This window comes from Pseudomonas sp. P106(2024), assembly GCF_057480815.1.
This window is the reverse complement of the sequence record NZ_JBLIYU010000005.1, coordinates 308,229-331,161: the sequence shown is the minus strand read 5'-3', so window position 1 is coordinate 331,161 and position 22,933 is coordinate 308,229. Positions and strand designations below refer to the sequence as shown.

The following is a 22,933-nucleotide window of genomic DNA, read 5'->3' as shown; positions in this document are numbered from 1 at the left end:
CTAGTCTCCAGCAAAGCCGACGTATTACCGGGGAGAAACCATGGAACAGGACACTTCCGCTTTCCTGCAGGCTGCCATTGATGAGGCCCGAAAGGGGCTCGAGGAGGGCGGCATCCCGATCGGCTCGGTATTGGTGCACGACGGCAGGATTATCGGCCGCGGACACAATCGCCGGGTGCAAAAAGGCAGCGCCATCCTGCATGGCGAGATGGACGCCCTGGAAAATGCCGGCCGACAGCCGGCTTGGGTGTACCAGGAGTCCACCCTCTATACCACCTTGTCGCCTTGTGCCATGTGCAGCGGCGCTATCCTGCTGTATGGCATCAAGCATGTGGTCATCGGTGAAAACACCACCTTCATGGGTGAGGAGCAACTGCTCGGCAGCCGCGGCGTGCGCCTGGAGGTACATGACGATGAGACTTGCAAGGCGTTGATGCGCCGGTTCATCGAGGAAAAACCCGAGCTGTGGGACGAAGATATTGGCCGCTGACTTGAATGTCGCCGGTGGTGATATCCAGGTCATTCACCTGGCGTCTCCGGCGAGCCCTATGGCGATGATGGGGGCTGTCGTTGGCAACTTCGACTGGAGCGCGACATCGCTGGGAGCGCTGACATCCTGGCCGCCTACCCTGCGCGTCGCCGTCGATATGGTGCTGCTGTCGCCGTTTCCCAGTGCGCTGGTCTGGGGCCCGACATTGACGGTCATCCATAATGAACCTTACCAGATCCTGCTTGGCGGTAGCACTGGTCACCAGGGCTGCGCCTTCGACGCGCTCTGGGCGCATAACTGGGAGGACATGGGTGCAGCGGTATTCAAGGCGCTCGAGGGACAGGGCAGCCTGATCGAGGACGCGCTGCTGCCTGTCTATCGAGCAGGCGTCATGACGAAAGTCTGGGTGACGGGTTGTTATTCGCCGATCCGTGACGACCAGGGCCAGGTCGCCGGTTTCCTTCACGCCCTGATCGAGACCACCGCCAGTGTGGAGACCGGTCGTGAATGGCGCGAATTGGCCCTTTCCTTCGAGGCGCGCCTGGATCAGTACCTGAGCGATCCTGAGCATATCTGGCACCTGTCACCCGATGTGATGCTGATGCTCGATGCCGATCTGCGCGTACGCTCGACCAACCCGGCCTGGCAGCGGCTGTTGGGCTGGTGCGGGGCGTCGCATCCGCTGCCGTTGCCCGAATTGTTTCACCCCGCCGACCGTACCGAGGCCCGCTTGGCGCTGACGGCGCTTGTGCAGGGGCAGGGCATGGCGCCGTTTGACGCACGGCTTCGGCACAACGAAGGCCACTATTGCTGGTTCCGCTGGACGGGGGCTGCCGATGCAGCGCTGCCCGCGCTGGTAGGGCGAGACATCACCGAGGACCGCGACGCGGTCCAGCGCTTGGCCGATGCCGCGGTGCGGGACGGCCAGCGCATGGAGAGCGTGGTAAAGCTGGCAGGTGGGTTGGCGCATGAAATGAACAACGTGTTGTCCGGTGTCGGCAGCAGCCTTGAGTTGCTCGAGCGGCGACTGGCGCAGGGGCGGCTGGAGCGTGTCGAGGAGTACGTGCAGATGGCTCGGGAATCTACCCAGCGCGCCATCGGCCTGACCCAAAACCTGCTGGCCTTCGCCCGCAGCCAGCCATTGTCGCCTAATCCGTTGAATATCAACCGCCTGTTGCTGGAGGCGGAGCCGATGCTGCGCCAGACCCTAGGAGCCGAAATGCACCTGGACTGGCAGATGGACGTTGCGCCGTGGCTGTTGCAAGTCGATCCCGACCAGTTGCGCAACGCCCTCCTGCACCTGTGCAGCAATGCTCGCGATGCCTGCCTTGGCAAGGGTAAGGTGACAATCAGGACCTCCAACGAGCGGCTGGCGCTGAACAGTGGGGAGTCGGCCAGCTTGCCGGCAGGTGACTACGTCATGTTACAGATCGAGGACGATGGCCACGGCATGTCGCGCAATGATTTGGCCAGAGCCTTCGAGCCGTTCTTCACCACCAAGTCACTGGGACAGGGAGCCGGCCTTGGGCTGCCCATGGTGCACGGTTTTGTGCACCAGTCGGGGGGACAGGTGTGGATCGAATCCACCTTGGAAGAAGGGACTCGAGTGGTGCTGATGTTTCCTCGCCATACGGGACTGGAGCCTGAGACCGTCGTCCTGGGTGCGTTGCCGTTTCAGGCGCAGGGCATGCGGCTGCTGTTGATCGATGACGAAGTCAATCTGCGTGCTTTGATGAAGGAGGCCCTGCTCGAGTGCGGCTTTGAGGTGTGCGACGTGGCCGATGCCAATGGCGCGCTGACCGAGTTCAGGCGGGGCGCTCCGTTCGACCTGGTGATCACCGATATCGGTTTGCCAGGAGGCTTCAGTGGGCGTCAGGTGGCCAAGGCACTGCGCATGATCAAGCCGGAGCAGAAGATCCTGTTCATCACCGGCTTCACCAGCGACCCGGTCGAGCAGGCATTGCTCGACGAACCGGGCACGGCGTTGATGTTCAAGCCGTTCTCGTTGCAGACGCTGGTCACGCAGGTTCAGCGTATGTTGCAGGCCTGAGGCTGTCGTCAGAGCCCTTGCTGCAGGAACGGATCGTCCGGGTTTTGCCGCTCCAGCTCGGCCAGCAGGACCTGGACATTCTGCAATTGGCCGGTTTCCTTCCAGTACTCGATCAGCAACACCCGAGCCCGGCGGTTGGCCGGCTGGCGACTGAGCACGGTCTCCAGCTGCTTCTGCGCGGCGTCCACCTGCTCTAGCTGGTGTAGGGTGACGGCCAGGGTGTAGCGATAGTCGTTGTTTTCCGGCTCCAGTTCGACCGCGCGTGCCAGGGCGAGCAGGGCGTATTCCTGTTGCTCGTGGCGGGTCAGCCACAGCCCCAGTTCATATTGCAGGAACGCCGAGTCCGGGCGCAGTGCCAGGGCCTTGGCCAGCACTTCGCGGGAGGCGTCGTGACGGCCTTGCTGTTCCAGCAGGCGTACCTGGGTGGCCAGGGCGTCCAGGCCTTCGGGAGCCACCGCCAGGCTGCGCTGCAGGGCCCGCGTGGCGGACTCGTAGGCTTGCTCATGCATGTACAGCCGGGCCAGGTGAACCTGCGCCGCGGCGTCGTCGGGCTGTTGTTCCAGCGTCTGCTCGTACTGCTCCAGGGCATCCTGCAACGGCCCGAAGTACAAGCCGATGGCGTCGGGGTCGAGGCCGAGCAGGGCGTCGACCGCGGCGAAGCGTACGCTTTGCTCGTCATCTTCCAGGAGCGGGCCCAGCACCAGGCTGCGCTGGGCGGCAGGCAGCAGGCGGTGGATGCTGGCGATGGCGGCACGCCGAACCAGCGGGTCGGCGTGTTCCAAGTCCTGCTGGGCCAGCTTCAGTGCTAGTGGCGACGGATAGTTGGGCAGTTCGGCATACAGCGCGGCGCGTCGGATCGGTGGCAGGTCGTCGCGTTTCAATTGCTGGTAGAGCACCCTGGCGGCGCCCGGCAGGCCGTCATGGGCCTGGCGCAGCGCCTTGCTGTAGCTGTGCGCCGGCAGGCTGGGCACCGCGGGCTGCTGGTCACGCCACAGATAGCCGATCGCGATGGGCAGCATCAGCACAAGCAGCAGGGCGATCAGGAGAAGGTGGCGTCGTTGCATCGGGCGGTCCGTGGGGGCGGTACGGCAGAGCTTGGGGCAGGCGCGGGGTAATTGCAATGTTCGCCCGGCGCTTGATCCTCTTGGCGGCGCGCATCGCCGGCCGGACACCCAGGGCGCCGTATTGTCCCCCCTTCCCATGTCAGCCCGCCTCCCCACGATCCATTAGCGTTCCGAGCATTTCCGACTGGCTAAAGCAGGATGCTTACCAATGCTCTTCAGCGAACTCATGGCAGCGCTCTCCACCCGTGCGATCCGACTCCAGCGCGAGGAGGCCGACCTGATCGTCGAAGGCGATGAAGACACGCTCGATGACGCCCTGTGGGACGCGTTGGCGGCCCACAAGCCGGCGCTCTTGCAGATGCTTGCCGGCCTGGATCATGGATGGTTGAGCCCGGCGTTGCGCATCACGCCCGAGATGTTGCCCCTGGCTGGTCTCGACCAGGCGGCCATCGACCGCATTGTTGCCACTGTGCCCGGCGGCGCGGCCAACCTGCAGGATATCTACCCGCTGGCGCCGCTGCAGGAGGGCATGCTCTACCACCACCTCACGGCGGCCGATGGCGACCCCTATGTGCTGCAGGCCCAACTGCGCTTCGCCAGCCCCGAGCGCCTGCAGGCGTTCGCCGAGGCCCTCGACTGGGTGATCCAGCGCCATGACATCCTGCGCACGGCGCTGGCCTGGGAATACCTCGACCAGCCGCTGCAGGTGGTGTGGCGCAAGGCGCCGCTGGTCTGCGAGGCCGTCGAGCTGAACGGCGACGAGGATGTACGGGGCCAGTTGCGGGCGCGTTTCGACACTCATCACTACCGCATGGACCTGGGCCAGGCGCCGCTACTGCGCCTGGTGCATGCCCAGGCCCGCGACGGCGAGGTACTGGCCTTGCTGCTGTTCCATCACACCGTCATGGATCACACCGGGCTGGATATCGTGCGCCGCGAGATCCAGGCCTACCTGGCGGGTGAAGGTGAGCGACTGCCGGCCCCGGTGCCGTTCCGCGACCTGCTGGCCAGAAGTCGGCAGGCCCAGGATGAACAGGCCCATGAGGCCTTCTTCGGCGCCATGCTCGCCGATATCGACGAGCCGACCCTGGCCTTCGGTATCCAGGAGGTGGCCGGCCAGGCCATGGAGGAAGCCAGGCTGACCCTGGCTTCCAGCCTCAGCCGGCGCCTGCGGGCCCAGGCCCGGCTGCTCGGCGTGAGCCCGGCGAGCATCATGCACCTGGGGCTGGCGCGCCTGCTTGGGACGCTGTCCGGACGCGAGTCGGTGGTGTTCGGCAGTGTGCTGCTCGGGCGTATGGCGGCGGGTGAGGGCGCTGAACAGGCCCTGGGCATGTTCATCAACACCTTGCCACTGCGCGTCGACCTGCGCGGGCAAGGTGTGCGTGAGGCGCTGTTGGCCACCCATCGACAACTGACGGCGTTGCTCGGCCATGAGCAGGCGCCCCTGGCCCTGGCCCAACGCTGCAGCGGCGTGGTGGCGCCGACGCCGCTGTTCAACAGCATGCTCAACTACCGCCACAGTGCGGCGGGCGATGCGGCCGAGGTGATCGCGGTGGCGCCGGGCATCGATGTGGTGGGGGCCGAGGAGCGCACCAACTACCCCTTGAACCTGGCCGTCGACGACCTCGGCGAGGACCTGCGCCTGACGGTCCAAGCCCTTGCCGAGTGGGGCGCAGAGCGCTTGTGTGGGCAGTTGTGGCAGGTATTTGAAGGGGTGGTGGAAGCGCTCGAACAGCAGCCCGAGCGGCCATTGCTGGACCTGCCGGTGCTGACCGTCGAGGAACGCCATCACCTGCTGGTGGACTGCAATGACACGGCGGTCGACCATGACCTGGACCTGCCGCTGCACGCCCTGTTCGAACACCAGGCGCAGCTGCGCCCCGACGCCGTCGCGGTGGATGCCGATGGCGAGCGACTGAGCTATCGGCAACTCGACGAGCAGGCCAACCGCCTGGCCCACCATCTGATCGAACTCGGGGTCAAGCCCGACGACCGGGTGGCGATTTGCGTCGAACGCAGCGTTTCGATGGTGGTTGGCCTGCTGGCCATCCTCAAGGCCGGTGGCGCCTACGTGCCGCTCGACCCGGGTTACCCGGCCGGGCGTATCCGTCATATGCTCGAAGACAGCGCGCCATTGGCGGTGCTGGTCCACAGCGCTACCCGCGAGGTACCGGGCGAGGTGGCGGTGCCACGGATCGACCTCGACCAGCCGACCTGGGAAGCCTTGCCGGCCACCTGCCCACGGGTGACCGGGCTCACCCCACGGCACCTGGCCTATGTGATCTACACCTCTGGCTCCACCGGCATGCCAAAGGGGGTGATGGTCGAGCACCGCAGCGTGGTCAACCTGGTGCGCTGGGCCGCGGGGCTGTGCCCGACCCGCGCCGACGGCGCGCTGCTGCACAAGACGCCGATCAGTTTCGACGCCTCGGTGTGGGAGCTGTTCTGGCCGCTGGGCAGCGGGTTGCGTCTGGTGCTGGCGCGACCGGACGGCCAGCGCGACGCGGATTATGTCGCACGGGAGATCATTGAACGGCAGGTCAGCGTGGTGCAGTTCGTGCCGGCGCTGTTGCAGCAGTTCGTCGAGCAGACGCGCAGCGCGCAGTGCGCCAGCCTGACCGATATCGTCTGCGGTGGCGGTGAGCTGACCGAATCCCTGGCACGCCAGGTGCGCGAGCGCTTGCCTCAGGTGCGCCTGCACAACGTTTACGGACCCACCGAAACCACGGTCGACTGCACTGTCTTCACCCTGGAGCCAGGACAACCTGTGCCCCACGGCGCACTGCCGATCGGCCGGCCCATCGACAATACCCGTCTGTACGTCCTGGACGACGCCGACCAGCCACTGCCGTGGGGCGTGGCCGGGCACCTGCACATCAGTGGCGCGGGGGTGGCGCGGGGCTATCTGGGCCTGGCAGGGCAGCAGGCCGAGCGCTTTATCGACAGTCCGTTCGTCAAGGGTGAGCGCCTGTACCGCAGCGGTGACCTGGTGCGTCAGCGCGCGGACGGGAGCCTTGCGTTCCTTGGCCGTAACGACCACCAGATCAAGCTGCGCGGCCTGCGCATCGAACCGGGCGAGATCGAGGCCTGCCTGAACCGCCTGCCTGGCGTGCGCGAGGCGCTGGTGCTGGTTCACGAGCATCCGCACAGCGGCCCACGCCTGGTGGCCTACCACAGCGGTCAGGCCCAGGTCGCGCAAGACCTGCGTGAGCATCTGCTGGGCCAATTGCCCGAGTACATGGTGCCGGCGCTGTTCATTCACCTCGAAACCATGCCGTTGACGCCCAATGGCAAGGTCGACCGCAAGGCCCTGCCGGCGCCCGAAGCACCGATGCGGCAGTACCAGGCTCCCGAGGGGCCGGTCGAGACCGCCCTGGCGGCGATCTGGACGGATCTGCTCGGTGTCGAGGCGGTGGGGCGTGACGACAACTTCTTTGAATTGGGCGGCCATTCGCTGCTGGCGGTGCGTCTGGTCGAACGCATGCGCCAGCAGGCGCTGCAAGCCGATGTGCGGGTGCTGTTCAGCCAGCCCACACTGGCGGCGCTGGCGGCGTCGGTGGGTGCTCGGGCGACTGTCGCCGTGCCGGCCAACCGCATCCCCGTCGATTGCACGCGGATCACCCCGGACATGCTGCCCCTGGCCAGCCTCGACCAGGACGCCATCGATGCGCTGGTGCGCCAGATCCCCGGCGGCGTGGAAAATGTCCAGGACATCTACGGCCTGGCGCCGTTGCAGCAGGGCATTCTCTACCATCACCTGGCCAGCGAAGGCGCCGACCCCTACGTGGTGCAGGCGCGTTTCGCCTTTGCCGGTCAGGCCGAGCTGGACGCGTTCGTTGCGGCGCTGAACCAGGTCATCGCCCGCCACGATATCCTGCGCACCAGCCTGCACTGGCAGGGCCTGGACGAGGCGGTGCAGGTGGTCTGGCGCGAGGCGCCGCTGGTGCCGAGCCCGGCGCTGGAGACACTGCGGCTCGACCTGGGGCAGGCGCCACTGTTGCGCCTGAGCAGCCAGGTCCAGGCCGGTCACCTGGAGGCGACCCTGCTGCTGCACCATATCCTCCTCGACCACACTGCCGTGGAGCAGCTGGTGGCCGAAATCGGTACCTTGCTGCAAGGGCAGACGGCGCTGCCGGACAGCGTGCCGTACCGCAACTACGTGGCCCAGGCGCGTCTGGGCGCCGACCCGCAGGCCGACGAGGCGCTGTTCCGCGAGCTGCTGGGCGATATCGACGAACCGACCGAGGTGTTCGGTTTGCGCGAGGCCCAGGTCGATACGGGCCTGGTCAGTGAAAGCCGCCAGCCGCTGGAGCCGGAACTGGGGGCTCGTCTGCGTGGCCAGGCCAGGGCGCTCGGGGTCAGCGTCGCCAGCCTGGTGCACCAGGCCTGGGGCCAGGTGCTGGCGCAGTTGTCCGGCCGCGAGGACGTGGTGTTCGGCACCGTGCTGCTTGGCCGCCTGCTGGGCGGCGAGGGCGCCGACCGGGCGCTGGGCATGTTCATCAATACCTTGCCGCTGAGGGTCAGCGTGGGGGCTGCGGGCGTAGCCGACGGGGTCCGCCTGACCCATCAGCGCCTGGCGCGCCTGCTGGCGCACGAACAGGCGTCCCTGGCCCTGGCCCAGCGTTGCAGTGGCGTACCGGCGTCCCAGGCGCTGTTCACCAGCTTGCTGAACTATCGCCACAGTGCCGGTAAACCGGCCGAGGGGCCAGCTTGGGACGGTATCGAACTGCTGAGCGCGCAAGAGCGCAGCAACTATCCGCTGGTGGTCAGTGTCGACGATTACGGTAATGACTTCAGACTGACGGTGCAGGCCGTGGCCCCCGTGGACGGTGGCCGGGTCTGCCAGCTGCTGCGCATGGCGCTGTTGCAACTGGTCACGGCGTTGGAACAGACGCCGAGGAGCGCGCTGAACAGCCTCCATCGCGTGCCGGAAGCAGAGCGCGAACGCGTGCTGCGGCAGTTCAACGCCACGGCGCGTGAATATCCGCGTGAACTGGCCGTGCACCGATTGTTCGAGGCCCAGGCCGTGAATTCGCCGGATGCGCTGGCGGTGGTCCAGGGTCAGCGTCGATGGACCTTCGCCCAGCTCGAGGCCCAGGCCAATCGCCTGGCCTATTTCCTGCTCGAACAGGGCGTGCGGGCTGGCGATCGGGTAGCCTTGCTGCTGCCACGTTCGTTCGACCTGCTGGCGGCCCAGCTGGCGGTGAGCAAATGCGCGGCGGTGTTCGTGCCGCTGGACGGCAACGCTCCTGCCGAGCGCCAGGCGTTCATGGTGGCCGACAGCCAGGCGCGACTGCTGTTGACCCACTGCGACCAGCCGCAAGTGGAGGGCGCGCGCCGGGTCGAACTCGACCGCCTCGACCTGAGCGGATATACCGATGCGCCGCTGGGCCTGGCGGTGGACGCCGGCAGCGCGGCATACATCATGTACACCTCTGGCTCCACCGGCACGCCGAAGGGCGTGCAGGTGCCGCACCGGGCCATCGTGCGTCTGGTGATCAACAACGGCTTTGCCGATTTCAACAGCCAGGACCGCGTGGCCTTCGCCTCCAACCCGGCGTTCGACGCCAGCACCCTGGAAGTCTGGGCGCCACTGCTCAACGGCGGCGCGGTGGTGGTGATCGACCAGGACACGGTGCTGTCGCGCCAGGGCCTGCGCGAAGTGCTGCTGGAGCAGGGCGTCACCGTGCTGTGGCTGACCGCCGGCCTGTTCCACCAGTTCGCTGACGACCTGCTGCCAGCGTTCCGAGCGCTTCGCTACCTGATGGTCGGTGGCGATGTGCTGGACCCGGCGGTGATCGCCCGGGTACTGCGCGATGGCGCGCCGCAACACCTGCTCAATGGCTACGGCCCGACCGAGGCCACTACTTTCAGCACCACCCACGAAATCACCGCGTTGGGCGAGGGCAGCATCCCCATTGGCAAGCCGATCGGTAACAGCCGTTGCTATGTGCTCGATGCCCGCCAGCAACTGCTGCCAGTGGGGGCGGTGGGCGAGTTGTATATCGCCGGTGACGGCGTGGCCCTGGGCTACCTGGGTCAGCCGGAACTGACGGCTGAGCGCTTCCTGCCCGATCCGTTCAACGGCGGCACGATGTACCGCAGCGGCGACCTGGTGAGTTGGCAGGCCGACGGTACCCTGCGTTACCTGGGCCGTGCCGACCAGCAGGTCAAGCTGCGTGGCTTCCGTATCGAACTGGGCGAGATCGAGGCGCGTCTGGGCGAATGTCCAGGTGTGCGTGATGCCGCCGTGATCGTGCGGGAGGACGCGTTGGGCGATAAGCGCCTGGTCGCTTACTTCACCGGCCAGGTGCCGACCATCGGCGAGCTGCATGAGCGTCTGCAAGGCGTGCTGCCGGACTACATGTTGCCGTCGGCCTATGTACAGCTGGATGCGCTGCCGCTGACCGCCAACGGCAAGCTTGACCGCCGCGCCTTGCCGCAGCCGGGCAGCGAGGCGCTGGTCAGCCGTGCCTTCGAGGCGCCGCAAGGTGAGATCGAAACCGCGCTGGCCGCGATCTGGGCCGAGGTACTCAAGGTCGAGCAGGTTGGTCGCCATGACCACTTCTTCGAACTCGGTGGCCACTCGCTGCTGGCGGTGAGCCTGATCGAGCGCATGCGCAAGGCCGGGCTGGATGCCGACGTGCGCGTGCTGTTCGCCCAGCCGACGCTGGCGGCGCTAGCGGCGGCGGTGGGTTCGGGGCGTGAAGTGGCAGTGCCTGAGAACCGTGTGCCGCAAGGTGCGACGCAGATCACCGCGGACATGCTCAGCCTGATCGACCTGGACCAGGCCAGCATCGACCGTATCGTCGCCAGCGTGCCGGGTGGTGCGGCCAACGTCCAGGAAATCTACCCGCTGGCGCCGTTGCAATCGGGCATTCTCTACCACCACCTCAGCGCCGAGCAGGGCGACCCGTACCTGCTGCAGTCGCGCCTGGCCTTCGACAGCCTGGAGCGGCTGCGTACCTGGGCCGAGGCCTTGCAACAGGTCATCGACCGCCACGACATCCTGCGCACCTCGGTGGTCTGGGAAGGACTGGGCGAGCCGGTGCAGGTGGTCTGGCGCCAGGCCCAGCTGGCAGTCAGTGAGGTCACCGGACTGGGCGAAGCGGCGGTGATCGAGCAACTGCAGGCCCGTTTCGATGCCCGTCAGCAGCGTCTGGACCTGACCCGGGCGCCCTTGCTGCGCCTGGTCTATGCCGAGGATCCGCGCCAGGGCGAGTGGGTAGCCCTGCTGCAGTTCCACCACCTGACCCTTGACCACGCCGCCATGGCCGTGGTCGGCGAGGAGATGCAGGCGCTGCTGGACGGACGTGGCGCCACGCTGCATGCAGCGGTGCCGTATCGCAATTATGTCGCCCAGGTTTGCCTGGGCGACGATCAGGCCGGCCACGAGGCGTTCTTCCGTGCGCAACTGGGTGATATCGACGAGCCGACCCTGCCGTATGGCCTGGCCGATGTGCAGGGGGACGGGGGGCAGGTCGAACATGCCGCGCTGCTGCTGCCGGCCACCCTGGCCCATGGGTTGCGTGAGCAAGCGCGGCAGCGCGGCGTCAGCGCCGCCAGCCTGGTGCACCTGGCCTGGGCTCGCGTGGTGGGCGTGCTAGCGGGGCGCGGTGACGTGGTGTTCGGCACCGTGCTGATGGGCCGCCTGCAAGCAGGCGAGGGCGCCGACCGGGCGCTCGGCATGTTTATCAACACCCTGCCATTGCGGGTGGATACCGCGTTGCCGGTGGACCAGGCGCTGCGCCTCACCCATAAGCGATTGTCGGCCCTGCTTGGTCACGAGCACGCGCCCCTGGCGCTGGCCCAGCGTTGCAGCGGCGTGGCTGCTTCGGCGCCATTGTTCAGTGCCTTGCTCAACTACCGCCACAGTACCGAGGGTGTCGCTCGCGACGGTGAGGGCATCTGGCAGGGCGTGCGCCTGCTGGGTGGCGAGGAGCGCAGCAACTACCCGCTGACCCTGAGCGTCGACGACCTGGGTGAGGGCTTCAGCTTGAGCGTGCTGGCCGCCGAAGGGCTGCCGGCGGCGCAGATCGGCGGCTGGATGGTCAATACTCTCGGCCAATTGGTGCAGGCCCTGCAGCAGTGCCCGGGGCAAGTGGTCGAAGCCTTGCCGATGCTGGATGACGAAGCTTCGCGCCAGGTGCTGGAGGACTTCAACGCAACAGCCGAGGCCTATTCGCAAGGGCAGACCGTGCACGCGCTGGTCGAGGCCCAAGCGCCTGAAGCATTGGCCGTTGTACAGGGTGAGTTGCGTCTGAGCTACGGCGAGCTCAACCAGCGTGCCAACCGCCTGGCTCATCACCTGATCGAGCGTGGCGTGGTCCTGGGGGATCGCGTGGCACTGTGCCTGGAACGTGGTCCGCAACGGATGGTGGCGATGCTGGCCGTGCTCAAGGCCGGCGCGGCGTATGTGCCGGTCGATCCGGGCTATCCGGCGCAGCGGATTGCCTATCTGATAAGTGACAGCGCGCCAGCGCTGGTGCTGGTCGAATCGACCACCGAAGCGTTGGTCGGCGATGTAGCTAAAGTCTTGATGGATGGCAATGACTGGCTCGACCAGGCGGCCAGCAACCCTGTGGTTGCAGGGCTGGACGCGCATCAGTTGGCCTATGTCATCTACACCTCCGGTTCCACCGGCCAGCCCAAGGGGGTGATGGTCGAGCACCGCACCCTGGTCAACCTGATTCACTGGCATTGCCAGGCGTTCGCGCTAGGCGAGGGCAGCCATACCTCCAGCGTCGCCGGTTTCGGTTTCGACGCCATGGCCTGGGAAGCCTGGCCGGCCCTGTGCACCGGGGCGGTGCTGCACCTGCCGCCGGCGTCCATAGGCGGCGAGCATGTCGATGAACTGCTCGACTGGTGGCTGGAGCAGCCGCTGCACGTGAGCTTCCTGCCGACACCGGTCGCCGAGCAGGCGCTGCGCCGCGAACGCCAGCACCCGACCCTGCGCACGCTGCTGGTTGGCGGTGATCGCCTGCGCCAGTTCGACCGTGACCCGGGCTTTGCGCTGGTCAACAACTATGGCCCGACCGAAACCACCGTGGTGGCGACGTCGGGGCAACTGCAATCGGGCGGTGCGCTGCATATCGGCAAGCCGACCGCCAACACCCGCGTTTATGTATTGGATGAGCAGCGCCAGCCTGTACCGGTGGGTGTGATTGGCGAGTTGTACATCGGTGGTGCGCAGGTCGCCCGAGGTTACTTCAACCGTCCTGAACTGACCGCCGAGCGTTTCCTCGACGATCCGTTCAACGGCGGCCGGATGTACCGCACGGGCGATCTGGTGCGCTGGAATGCCGACGGCACGCTGGACTACCAGGGCCGCAATGACGACCAGGTGAAGATCCGTGGCGTGCGGGTCGAGCTGGGCGAGATCGAAGCCGCGCTGAAGGCTGAGCCGGGTATCGCGGATGCCGTGGTGCTGGTGCGCAACGAACGCCTGCTGGCCTGGTTCACAGCAACCGCCGTGGTCGATCTCGACACCCTGCGCCAAGGGCTGCAAACCCGCCTTCCGGGCCACTTGATACCGCAAGCCTTCGTGCACCTGGACGAGTTGCCACTGACCCGCCACGGCAAGCTGGACCGCAAGGCTTTGCCGGAGCCGGCCATACTCGCCGACCAGGCCTACGCCATGCCGGAAGGCCCCGTGGAGACCATTATCGCGGCACTCTGGGCCGAGGTACTGGGCATTGCGCAGGTCGGTCGCCACGACAACTTCTTCGAACTCGGCGGCCACTCGCTGCTGGCGGTAAGCCTCACCGCGCGCCTGCGCCAGGCCGGCCTGCAGGCCGACGTTCGTACCCTGTTCGGCCAGCCGACGGTAGCGGCGTTGGCGGTGACCCTGGGCCATGGCCGCCAGGTCGAGGTGCCGGCCAACCGGATCCCGGCCAGTTGCACCCGGATCACTCCGGACATGCTGCCACTGGTGGACCTCGAACCGGCTGCCATCGAGCGCATCGTCGCCACGGTGCCGGGCGGCGCGGCCAACGTGCAGGACATCTACCCACTGGCGCCGTTGCAGGAAGGCATCCTTTACCACCACCTCAGCTCGCCGGAGCACGATCCCTATGTGCTGCAGTCGCGCATGGCGTTCGACAGCCCGGCACGCCTGGAGGCGTTCGCCAGTGCCTTGCGCCAGGCCATCAGCCGTCATGACGTGCTGCGTACCGCCGTGCTCTGGGAAGGTCTGGCGCAACCGTTGCAGGTGGTCTGGCGCGAGGCGCCGCTGCTGGTCGCGCCGCTGGATGGGCAAGACCTGCAACGCCTCGACCTGGCCCGGGCACCGCTGATCCGCCTGCTGTATAGCGGCGTTACCGGCAGCGAGCGCATCGAGGCGCTATTGCAGTTCCACCATATTGTCCTCGATCACACCGCCCTGGAGATCATCGGCGCTGAGTTGCTGAGCTACTTGCAGGGCAGCGCCGCGCCGGTGCAGGCCCCGGTGCCTTATCGCAACTATGTGGCCCAGGCGCGCCTGGGCGTCAGCCAGGCCGAGCACGAGGCGTTCTTCCGTGCGCAACTGGGCGATATCGACGAGCCGACGCTGCCCTACGGCCTGAGCGATGTACAGGGCGACGGCCAGGCCGTCGAGGAAGCCTGGCTGTGGCTGGACGAAACCCTGGCCGCGCGGCTGCGGCAACAGGCCCGGCAGTTGGGCATCAGCCCCGCCAGCCTGTTCCACCTGGCCTTCGCCCGCCTGCTGGCTGCCGTCAGCGGCACCGATCGTGTGGTGTTCGGCACCGTGTTGCTGGGCCGCCTGGAGGCCGGCGAGGGCGCCGAGCGGGCCCTGGGCATGTTCATCAACACCTTGCCGCTGCGCCTGGACCTTGCAGGCCTCGACCTGCAGGACGCCTTACGCCTGACCCAGCAGCGCCTGAGTGCCTTGCTGGTGCATGAGCACGCGTCGCTGGCACTGGCCCAGCGTTGCAGTGGCGTGCCGGCCCCGGCGCCGCTGTTCAGCGCCATGCTCAACTACCGCCATGGCCAGGCGGCGAGCGAAGATCGGCGCCAGCAGTGGCAGGGCATCGAGTTCCTCGATGGCCAGGAGCGCAGCAACTATCCACTGAGCTTGAGCGTGGACGACATGGGGGAAGGCTTCCGTCTGGTGGCGATGACCCCGGCAAGCGTTGGCGCCCAGCGGATCTGCGGGCAAATGCGGCACGTGCTGCAGGGCATGGTCGAAGGTCTGGAGGCTCAGCCACGGCACGCGCTGCTGTCGGTCCCGGTATTGCCGGACGATGAGCGTGGGCATCTGTTGCAGGCCTGTAACGCGACGGCCCAGGCCGGTGATGTCGAACAGCCCGTCCAGGCATTGTTCGAGCAGCAGGTGGCGCGCCATCCCGAGGCGGTCGCGGTGCAGTCGGAGGAAGGACAACTGAGCTATCGCCAGCTCAACGCCGAGGCCAACCGCCTGGCCCACCACCTGATCGCGCTGGGCGTGCAGCCTGACGACCGGGTGGCTATCTGTGTCGAGCGCGGCCTGTCGCTGGTGGTCGGCCTGCTGGCCATCCTCAAGGCCGGCGGCGCCTATGTGCCGCTGGACCCGGATTACCCGGCAGAACGTATCGGCCACATGCTCGCCGACAGCCAGCCGCGAGCGCTGCTGGTGCAACGAGGCACGCGGACGCTGGTCGGCGAAGCGGCGTTGCCGCAGGTCGATCTCGATCAACCGAGCTGGGCCGGACAGCCGGACAGCGACCCGCGGGTGCCCGGGCTTAACGGCGCGCACCTGGCCTATGTGATCTACACCTCTGGTTCCACCGGCCTGCCCAAGGGGGTGATGGTCGAGCAGCGCAACCTGGCCAACCTGGTGCACTGGAGTGCGCGCCGGTTCCCGGCCGGCGGCGCGGTGCTGCACAAGACCCCGGTGAGCTTCGACGCCTCGGTGTGGGAGCTGTTCTGGCCGCTGTGCAGCGGGCTGCGCCTGGTGCTGGCCAAGCCGGATGGCCAGCGCGACCCGCAGTACCTGGCCGGGCTGATCCGCCAGCAGCAGGTCGGCGTGGTGCAATTCGTGCCCGCATTGTTGCAGCAGTTCCTCGACCAGGACGACAGCGCCGCCTGCGCCAGCCTGACCGATATCGTCTGCGGTGGCGGCGAGTTGGCCGAGGCCTTGGCCCGGCAGGTTCGCCAGCGTTTGCCGCAAGTGCGCCTGCACAACGTCTACGGCCCCACCGAAACCACGGTCGACTGCAGCGTCTGGACCCTGGAACCCGGACAACCGATTCCATTTGGCGCGTTGCCGATCGGCCACCCCATCGACAACACCCGCCTGTACGTCCTCGATGCCCACGACCAGCCGGTACCCTGGGGCGTCGCCGGCCAGCTGCATATCGGCGGCGCCGGGGTGGCGCGTGGCTACCTGGGGTTGCCGGAGCAACAGGCCGAACGCTTCATCGCCAGCCCGTTCGTCGAGGGTGAGCGCCTGTACCGCAGCGGCGACCTGGTACGCCAGGCAGCCGATGGCAGCCTGACGTTCCTGGGTCGCACCGACCACCAGATCAAGCTGCGCGGGCTGCGCATCGAGCCGGGCGAGATCGAGGCCTGCCTGAACCGCTTGGCCGGCGTGCGTGAGGCCCTGGTGCTGGTCCAGCGGCATCCACACGGCGGTGATCGCCTGGTCGCCTACCACCGTGGCGAGCCGCAGCCGGCCGACGCGCTGCGTCAGGCATTGCTGGCGCGGTTGCCGGAGTACATGGTGCCGGCGCTGTTCATCCACCTCGACAGCTGGCCGCTGACCCCCAACGGCAAGCTCGACCGCAAGGCGCTGCCGTTGCCGGACCTGCAGGCGCGCCAGTACGAGGCGCCACAGGGCGAGACCGAGGTGCTGCTGGCCGAGATCTGGTCGCAACTGCTGGGCGTGGAGCGGGTAGGGCGACACGACAACTTCTTCGAACTGGGCGGTCACTCGCTGCTGGCCGTAACCTTGACCGCGCGCCTGCGCCAGGCCGGCCTGCAGGTGGATGTACGCACCCTGTTCGGCCAGCCGAGCGTGGCAGCGCTGGCGGCCACCCTGGGCCAGGGTGGCGCGGTGACAGTGCCGGCCAACCGGATCCCGGCGGGTTGCACCCAGATCACCCCGGACATGCTGCCGCTGGTGAGCCTGGAGCCGGCCGCCATCGAGCGTATCGCCGCCGCAGTGCCGGGTGGTGCGGCCAATGTCCAGGATATCTACCCCCTGGCGCCGTTGCAGGAGGGCATCCTCTTCCTGCACTTGAGCGCCGTAGGCGCCGATCCCTATGCCCTGCGCGCGCGGCTGCGCTTCGACAGCCCGGCGCGTCTGCAGGCGTTCGCCCAGGCCCTGGAGCAGGTCATCGCCCGGCATGACATCCTGCGCACCGCAGTGCTCTGGGACGGTCTGGCGCAACCGGTGCAGGTGGTCTGGCGCCAGGCGCCGCTGCAATTGGCGCCGCTCGACGACGCCCACCTGACGCGCCTGGACCTTGGTCAGGCGCCGCTGATCCGCCTGCTGCACCGCACCGAGCCGGGCAGCCAGCGGGTCGAGGCGGTGCTGCAGTTCCACCATATCGTGCTCGACCATATCGCCATGCAGGCGGTGCAGGCCGAACTGCGCAGCTACCTGCTGGGGCAGAGCGAGCCGTTGCCGGCCTCGGTACCGTACCGCAACTATGTGGCCCAGGCGCGCCTTGGCGTCAGCGAGGCCGAGCACGAGGCGTTCTTCCGCGACCGCCTGGGCGATATCGACGAGCCGAGCCTGCCGTTCGGCCTGCGCGAGGTGCAAGACGATGGCCGCGCCCTCGATGAGGCCGAGGTAGCGTTCGAGGGCGCCCGCTATGCTCGCCTGCGCGACCAGGCTCGACAGCTGGGGGTGAGCACCGCAAGCCTGGTGCACCTGGCCTGGGCGCGCCTGCTGGCGGTGGCCTGCGGCAAGGGCCGCGTGGTGTTCGGCACCGTGTTGCTGGGCCGCCTGCAGGGCGGCGAGGGCAGCGAGCGGGCACTGGGCATGTTCATCAACACCCTGCCGTTGCGGGTCGAGCTGGACGGGTTGGGCGTGCGCGACGGCGTGCTGGCCACCCACCGCGAGCTGTCGGCGCTGCTGGTCCACGAGCACGCCTCGCTGGCCCTGGCCCAGCGCTGCAGCCAGGTGGCCGCGCCGCTGCCGCTGTTCAGCGCCATGCTCAACTACCGCCAGAGCACCCGCGCCGCGCCGCAGCCACAGGCCTGGGAGGGGATCGAGACCCTGGGCAGCGAAGGGCGCACCAACTACCCGCTGAGCCTGAACGTCGATGACTTCGGCGATGGCCTGCGCCTGGGCGTGCAGGTGTCGGCCCAGGTGGGCGCGCAGCGGGTCTGCGCGCAGATGCTGCAGGTGCTCGACGGCCTGTTGCTGGCGCTTGAGCAACAGCCGCAGCAGGCGCTGAACCGGTTGCCGGTGCTCAATGCCGAGGCGCGGCGCCAGGTGCTGGTCGATTTTAACGACACGACGGTGGCGTACGACCTGCAGCAGACCCTGCACGGCATGATCGAGGCCCAGGTGCGACGCACGCCGCAGGCCATTGCAGTGAAGTCCGAGGAAGGCGAGCTGACCTATCGCCAGCTCGACGAGCAGGCCAACCGCCTGGCCCATCACCTGATTGCGCTGGGGTTAAAACCCGACGATCGCGTGGCGATCTGCGTCGAACGCGGCCTGTCGATGGTGGTCGGCTTGCTGGCCATCCTCAAGGCCGGCGGCGCCTACGTCCCAGTCGACCCGGACTATCCGGCCGAGCGCATCCGTCACATGCTCGATGACAGCGCGCCGCGGGCGGTGTTGGTGCACGGCGCCACCCGCGACGTGCCGCAGGCGAGTCGGGCGACGTTGATCGACCTCGACCGGCCAACCTGGCAGGCGCAGCCGGCGCAGGCCCCACAGGTGCCCGGGCTGACCCCGCGACACCTGGCCTATGTGATCTACACCTCCGGCTCCACCGGCCTGCCCAAGGGCGTGATGAACGAGCACGCCGGGGTGGTCAACCGCCTGCTGTGGATGCAGGACGCCTACCGCCTGGGCGCCGGTGACGTGGTGTTGCAGAAAACCCCGTTCAGCTTCGACGTATCGGTGTGGGAGTTCCTCTGGCCGCTGCAGACCGGCGCCCGTCTGGTGATGGCACGCCCTGGAGGACATCGTGACCCCGAGTACCTGCGCGAGGTTATCCGTGAAGAGCAGGTCAGCACCTTGCACTTCGTGCCGTCGATGCTCGATGTGTTCCTCGCCCATGGCCAAGTCCTGCCGCACCAGCTCAAGCGTGTGCTGTGCAGCGGCGAGGCCTTGCCCGGCAGCCTGGTACGGCGTTTCCACGCACAGCTGCCGACGGTCGAGCTGCACAACCTGTACGGCCCGACCGAGGCGGCGGTGGATGTCAGCGCCTGGCACTGCGTGACGGCACCGGACAACACGCCGATCGGCAAGCCGATCGCCAATACCGCGCTGTACGTTCTGGACGCCCAAGGCGAGCCGGTACCGGTGGGCGTGGCCGGCGAGCTGTATATCGGTGGCGTGCAGGTGGCGCGGGGTTATCTCAACCGCGAGCAACTGACCGCCGAACGCTTCCTTGATGATCCGTTCTCGCTCAGGACCGGTGGCCGGATGTACCGCACCGGCGACCTGGCCCGCTACCTGGCCGATGGCAACCTGGAGTACCTCGGGCGCAACGACGACCAGGTGAAGATCCGCGGCCTGCGCATCGAACTGGGCGAAATCCAGGCCTGCCTGGCCCGTATCGAAGGGGTCAAGGAGGCGGTGGTGCTGGCCCGCGAGCAGCGCCTGGTGGCGTACTACACCGGTGCCCGGCAGGCGCCGGACACGCTGCGCGCAGCGCTGCTGGGCCAGTTGCCGGAGTTCATGGTGCCGGCTTCGTTCACCTACCTCGAGGCGCTGCCGCTGAGCCCCAACGGCAAGCTCGACCGCAAGGCGCTGCCACAGCCGGAAACCACGCAGCAGGTCTACGAGGCACCGCAAGGCGAAGTCGAGACCCTGCTGGCGCAGCTGTGGAGCGAACTGCTGGGCGTGGACCGGGTCGGTCGTCATGACAACTTCTTCGAGCTCGGCGGCCACTCGCTGCTGGCCGTGACCCTGACCGCGCGCATGCGCCAGGCCGGCCTCGCGGCGGATGTGCGGGTACTGTTCGGCCAGCCGAGCCTGGCCGCGCTGGCGGCGGCGGTGGGCGGCGAGGTGACGCTGGAGGTGCCGGCCAACCGTATCCCGGCGGGCTGCACACGCATCAGCCCCGACATGCTGCCGTTGGCGACGGTGGAGCAGGCCGCGCTCGACAGCCTGGTGCAGAGAATCCCCGGCGGCGCGGCCAACATCCAGGACCTGTACGCCCTGGCGCCGTTGCAGCAGGGCATTCTCTACCACCACCTGGCCAGCGCCGAGGTCGACCCCTACGTACTGCAACTGAACTTCGCCTTCGCCGGCCAGACCGAGCTGGAGGCCTTCGTCGCGGCGCTGAACCAGGTCATCGCCCGCCACGACATCCTGCGCACCAGCGTGCACTGGCAGGGGCTCGACGAAGCGGTGCAGGTGGTCTGGCGCGAGGCGCGCCTGGACCTTGAGCCGGCACTGGACAGCCCGCGCCTGGACCTGGGCCGCGCACCATTGATGCACCTGAGCCGCCAGGTGGAAAAGGGCCGCTTGCAGGCGACCCTGCTGCTGCACCATATCCTCCTCGACCACGCCGCCATGGAGCTGCTGGTGGCCGAGGTCGGCGACGCGCTGCTGGGGCGCATGCCCGAGGGTGACAGCGTCCCTTACCGCAACTATGTGGCCCAGGCTCGCCTGCGCGACGACAGCCAGGCGCAGGAGGCACTGTTCCGCGAACTGCTGGGCGATATCGACGAGCCGACCGAAGTGTTCGGCCTGCGCGGGGCGCGGGGCGACGGCAGCCACGTGCTCGACCACCGCGAGCGCCTGGATGAGCCACTGGCCTTGCGCCTGCGTCAGCAGGCACGGTTGCTGGGCATCAGCGTCGCCAGCCTGGTGCACCAGGCCTGGGGGCAGGTGCTGGCGCAACTGTCCGGCCGCGAGGAAGTGGTGTTCGGCACCGTGCTGCTCGGTCGCCTGCAGGGCGGCGAGGGCGCCGAGCGCGCGTTGGGCATGTTCATCAACACCTTGCCATTGCGGGTCAGCGTGGGCGGGATGGACGTGGTCGACGGCGTGCGGCTGACCCATCAGCGTCTGGCGCGTCTGCTGGCCCACGAGCAAGCGTCCCTGGCCCTGGCTCAGCGTTGCAGCGGTGTGCCGGCCTCCCAGGCGCTGTTCACCAGCCTGCTCAACTACCGCCACAGCGCGGCGACCGGGTCGCAGCGCGCACAGGCTTGGCAGGGCATCGAACTACTGGCCGCCCATGAGCGCAGCAACTACCCGCTGGTGGTCAGCGTCGACGACCTGGGTGACGGTTTCATCCTGACCGTGCAGGCGGTGCCGCAAGTGGAGGGGGCACTGGTCTGCCAGCTGCTGCAGACGGCCCTGGCGCGGTTGGTCGATACCCTGGCGGAAACGCCGGCGGCGCTGTTGAACGGTATCAACGCCTTGCCGGACGCCGAGCGCGAGCGCGTGGCGCGGCAGTTCAACGCGACCCGTCGCGACTATCCCCGCGACCTGCCCGTGCATGCCCTGTTCGAGGCGCAGGCCAAGGCCTGCCCGGATGCGCTGGCGGTGGCCCATGGCACGCGGCGCTGGAGCTACCAGGCGCTCGACCGGCAGGCCAACCGGCTGGGCGGGTACCTGCTGGAGCAGGGCGTACAGGCGGGTGACCGGGTAGCCTTGCTGCTGCCACGTTCGTTCGACCTGCTGGCGGCCCAGCTGGCGGTGAGCAAATGCGCGGCGGTGTTCGTGCCGCTGGACGGCAACGCTCCTGCCGAGCGCCAGGCGTTCATGGTGGCCGACAGCCAGGCGCGGCTGGTGCTGACCCACAGCGACCAGCCGCAAGTGGAGGGCGCGCGCCGGGTCGAACTCGACCGCCTCGACCTGAGCGGTTACGCGGATGCGCCGCTGGGCCTGGCGGTGGACGCCGGCAGCGTGGCGTACATCATGTACACCTCTGGCTCCACCGGCACGCCGAAGGGCGTGCAGGTGCCGCACCGGGCCATCGTGCGCCTGGTGATCAACAACGGCTTTGCCGATTTCAACAGCCAGGACCGCGTGGCCTTCGCCTCCAACCCGGCGTTCGACGCCAGCACCCTGGAAGTCTGGGCGCCACTGCTCAACGGCGGCGCGGTGGTGGTGATCGACCAGGACACGGTGCTGTCGCGCCAGGGCCTGCGCGAAGTGCTGCTGGAGCAGGGCGTCACCGTGCTGTGGCTGACCGCCGGCCTGTTCCACCAGTTCGCCGACGACCTGCTGCCAGCGTTCCGAGCGCTTCGCTACCTGATGGTCGGTGGCGATGTGCTGGACCCGGCGGTGATCGCCCGGGTACTGCGCGATGGCGCGCCGCAACACCTGCTCAATGGCTACGGCCCGACCGAGGCCACTACTTTCAGCACCACCCACGAAATCACCGCGGTGGGCGAGGGCAGCATCCCGATTGGCAAGCCGATCGGTAACAGCCACTGCTATGTGCTCGATGCCCGCCAGCAACTGCTGCCAGTGGGGGCGGTGGGCGAGTTGTATATCGCCGGTGACGGCGTGGCCCTGGGCTACCTGGGCCAGCCGGAACTGACGGCTGAGCGCTTCCTGCCTGATCCGTTCAACGGCGGCACGATGTACCGCAGCGGCGACCTGGTGAGTTGGCAGGCCGACGGTACCCTGCGTTACCTGGGCCGTGCCGACCAGCAGGTCAAGCTGCGTGGCTTCCGTATCGAACTGGGCGAGATCGAGGCGCGTCTGGGCGAATGTCCAGGTGTGCGTGATGCCGCCGTGATCGTGCGGGAGGACGCGCCGGGCGATAAGCGCCTGGTCGCTTACTTCACCGGCCAGGTGCCGAGCATCGGCGAGCTGCATGAGCGTCTGCAAGGCGTGCTGCCGGACTACATGTTGCCGTCGGCCTATGTACAGCTGGATGCGCTGCCGCTGACCGCCAACGGCAAGCTTGACCGCCGCGCCTTGCCTCAGCCGGGCAGCGAGGCGCTGGTCAGCCGTGCCTTCGAGGCGCCGCAAGGTGAGATCGAAACCGCGCTGGCCGCGATCTGGGCCGAAGTGCTCAAGGTCGAGCAGGTTGGTCGCCATGACCACTTCTTCGAACTCGGTGGCCACTCGCTGCTGGCGGTGAGCCTGATCGAGCGCATGCGCAAGGCCGGGCTGAATGCCGACGTGCGCGTGCTGTTCGCCCAGCCGACCTTGGCCGCGTTGGCGGCGGCGGTGGGTTCGGGGCGTGAAGTGGCAGTGCC

4 protein-coding genes (1 of these 4 running past the window's edge) are annotated in these 22,933 nt (G+C 67.8%); 3 read left to right on the top strand and 1 reads right to left on the bottom strand.

Annotated features, from left to right (window positions below):
* Positions 1-40 precede the first annotated feature (40 nt).
* Positions 41-490: a nucleoside deaminase gene (locus AC25M7_RS11780; protein WP_036986263.1), complete on the top strand. Its 450-nt coding sequence runs from the start codon at positions 41-43 to the stop codon at positions 488-490.
* A gap of 67 nt (positions 491-557) precedes the next feature.
* A complete protein-coding gene (locus AC25M7_RS11775; RefSeq protein WP_083242038.1) occupies positions 558-2,540 on the top strand; it encodes an ATP-binding protein in 1,983 nt (660 codons plus the stop codon).
* An 8-nt stretch (positions 2,541-2,548) separates the two neighbouring features.
* Here AC25M7_RS11775 and AC25M7_RS11770 read toward each other — a convergent pair whose 3' ends face one another.
* Positions 2,549-3,604: a tetratricopeptide repeat protein gene (locus AC25M7_RS11770; RefSeq protein WP_247283096.1), complete on the bottom strand. Its 1,056-nt coding sequence runs from the start codon at positions 3,602-3,604 to the stop codon at positions 2,549-2,551.
* A 208-nt stretch (positions 3,605-3,812) separates the two neighbouring features.
* Between AC25M7_RS11770 and AC25M7_RS11765 the strand changes: the two genes are divergently transcribed.
* Positions 3,813-22,933, top strand: partial view of a non-ribosomal peptide synthase/polyketide synthase gene (locus AC25M7_RS11765; RefSeq protein WP_486971083.1) — the 5' portion only. The gene runs 6,328 nt beyond the window's last position; only the first 19,121 of its 25,449 coding nucleotides appear in the window; its start codon is at positions 3,813-3,815; the stop codon falls past the right edge of the window.

Excerpts from the sequence above, each read along its gene's own strand:
- AC25M7_RS11780 (WP_036986263.1), top strand. The coding sequence starts at position 41 with ATGGAACAGGACACTTCCGCTTTCCTGCAGGCTGCCATTGATGAGGCC.
- AC25M7_RS11775 (WP_083242038.1), top strand. The coding sequence starts at position 558 with ATGGGGGCTGTCGTTGGCAACTTCGACTGGAGCGCGACATCGCTGGGA.
- AC25M7_RS11770 (WP_247283096.1), bottom strand. The coding sequence starts at position 3,604 with ATGCAACGACGCCACCTTCTCCTGATCGCCCTGCTGCTTGTGCTGATG.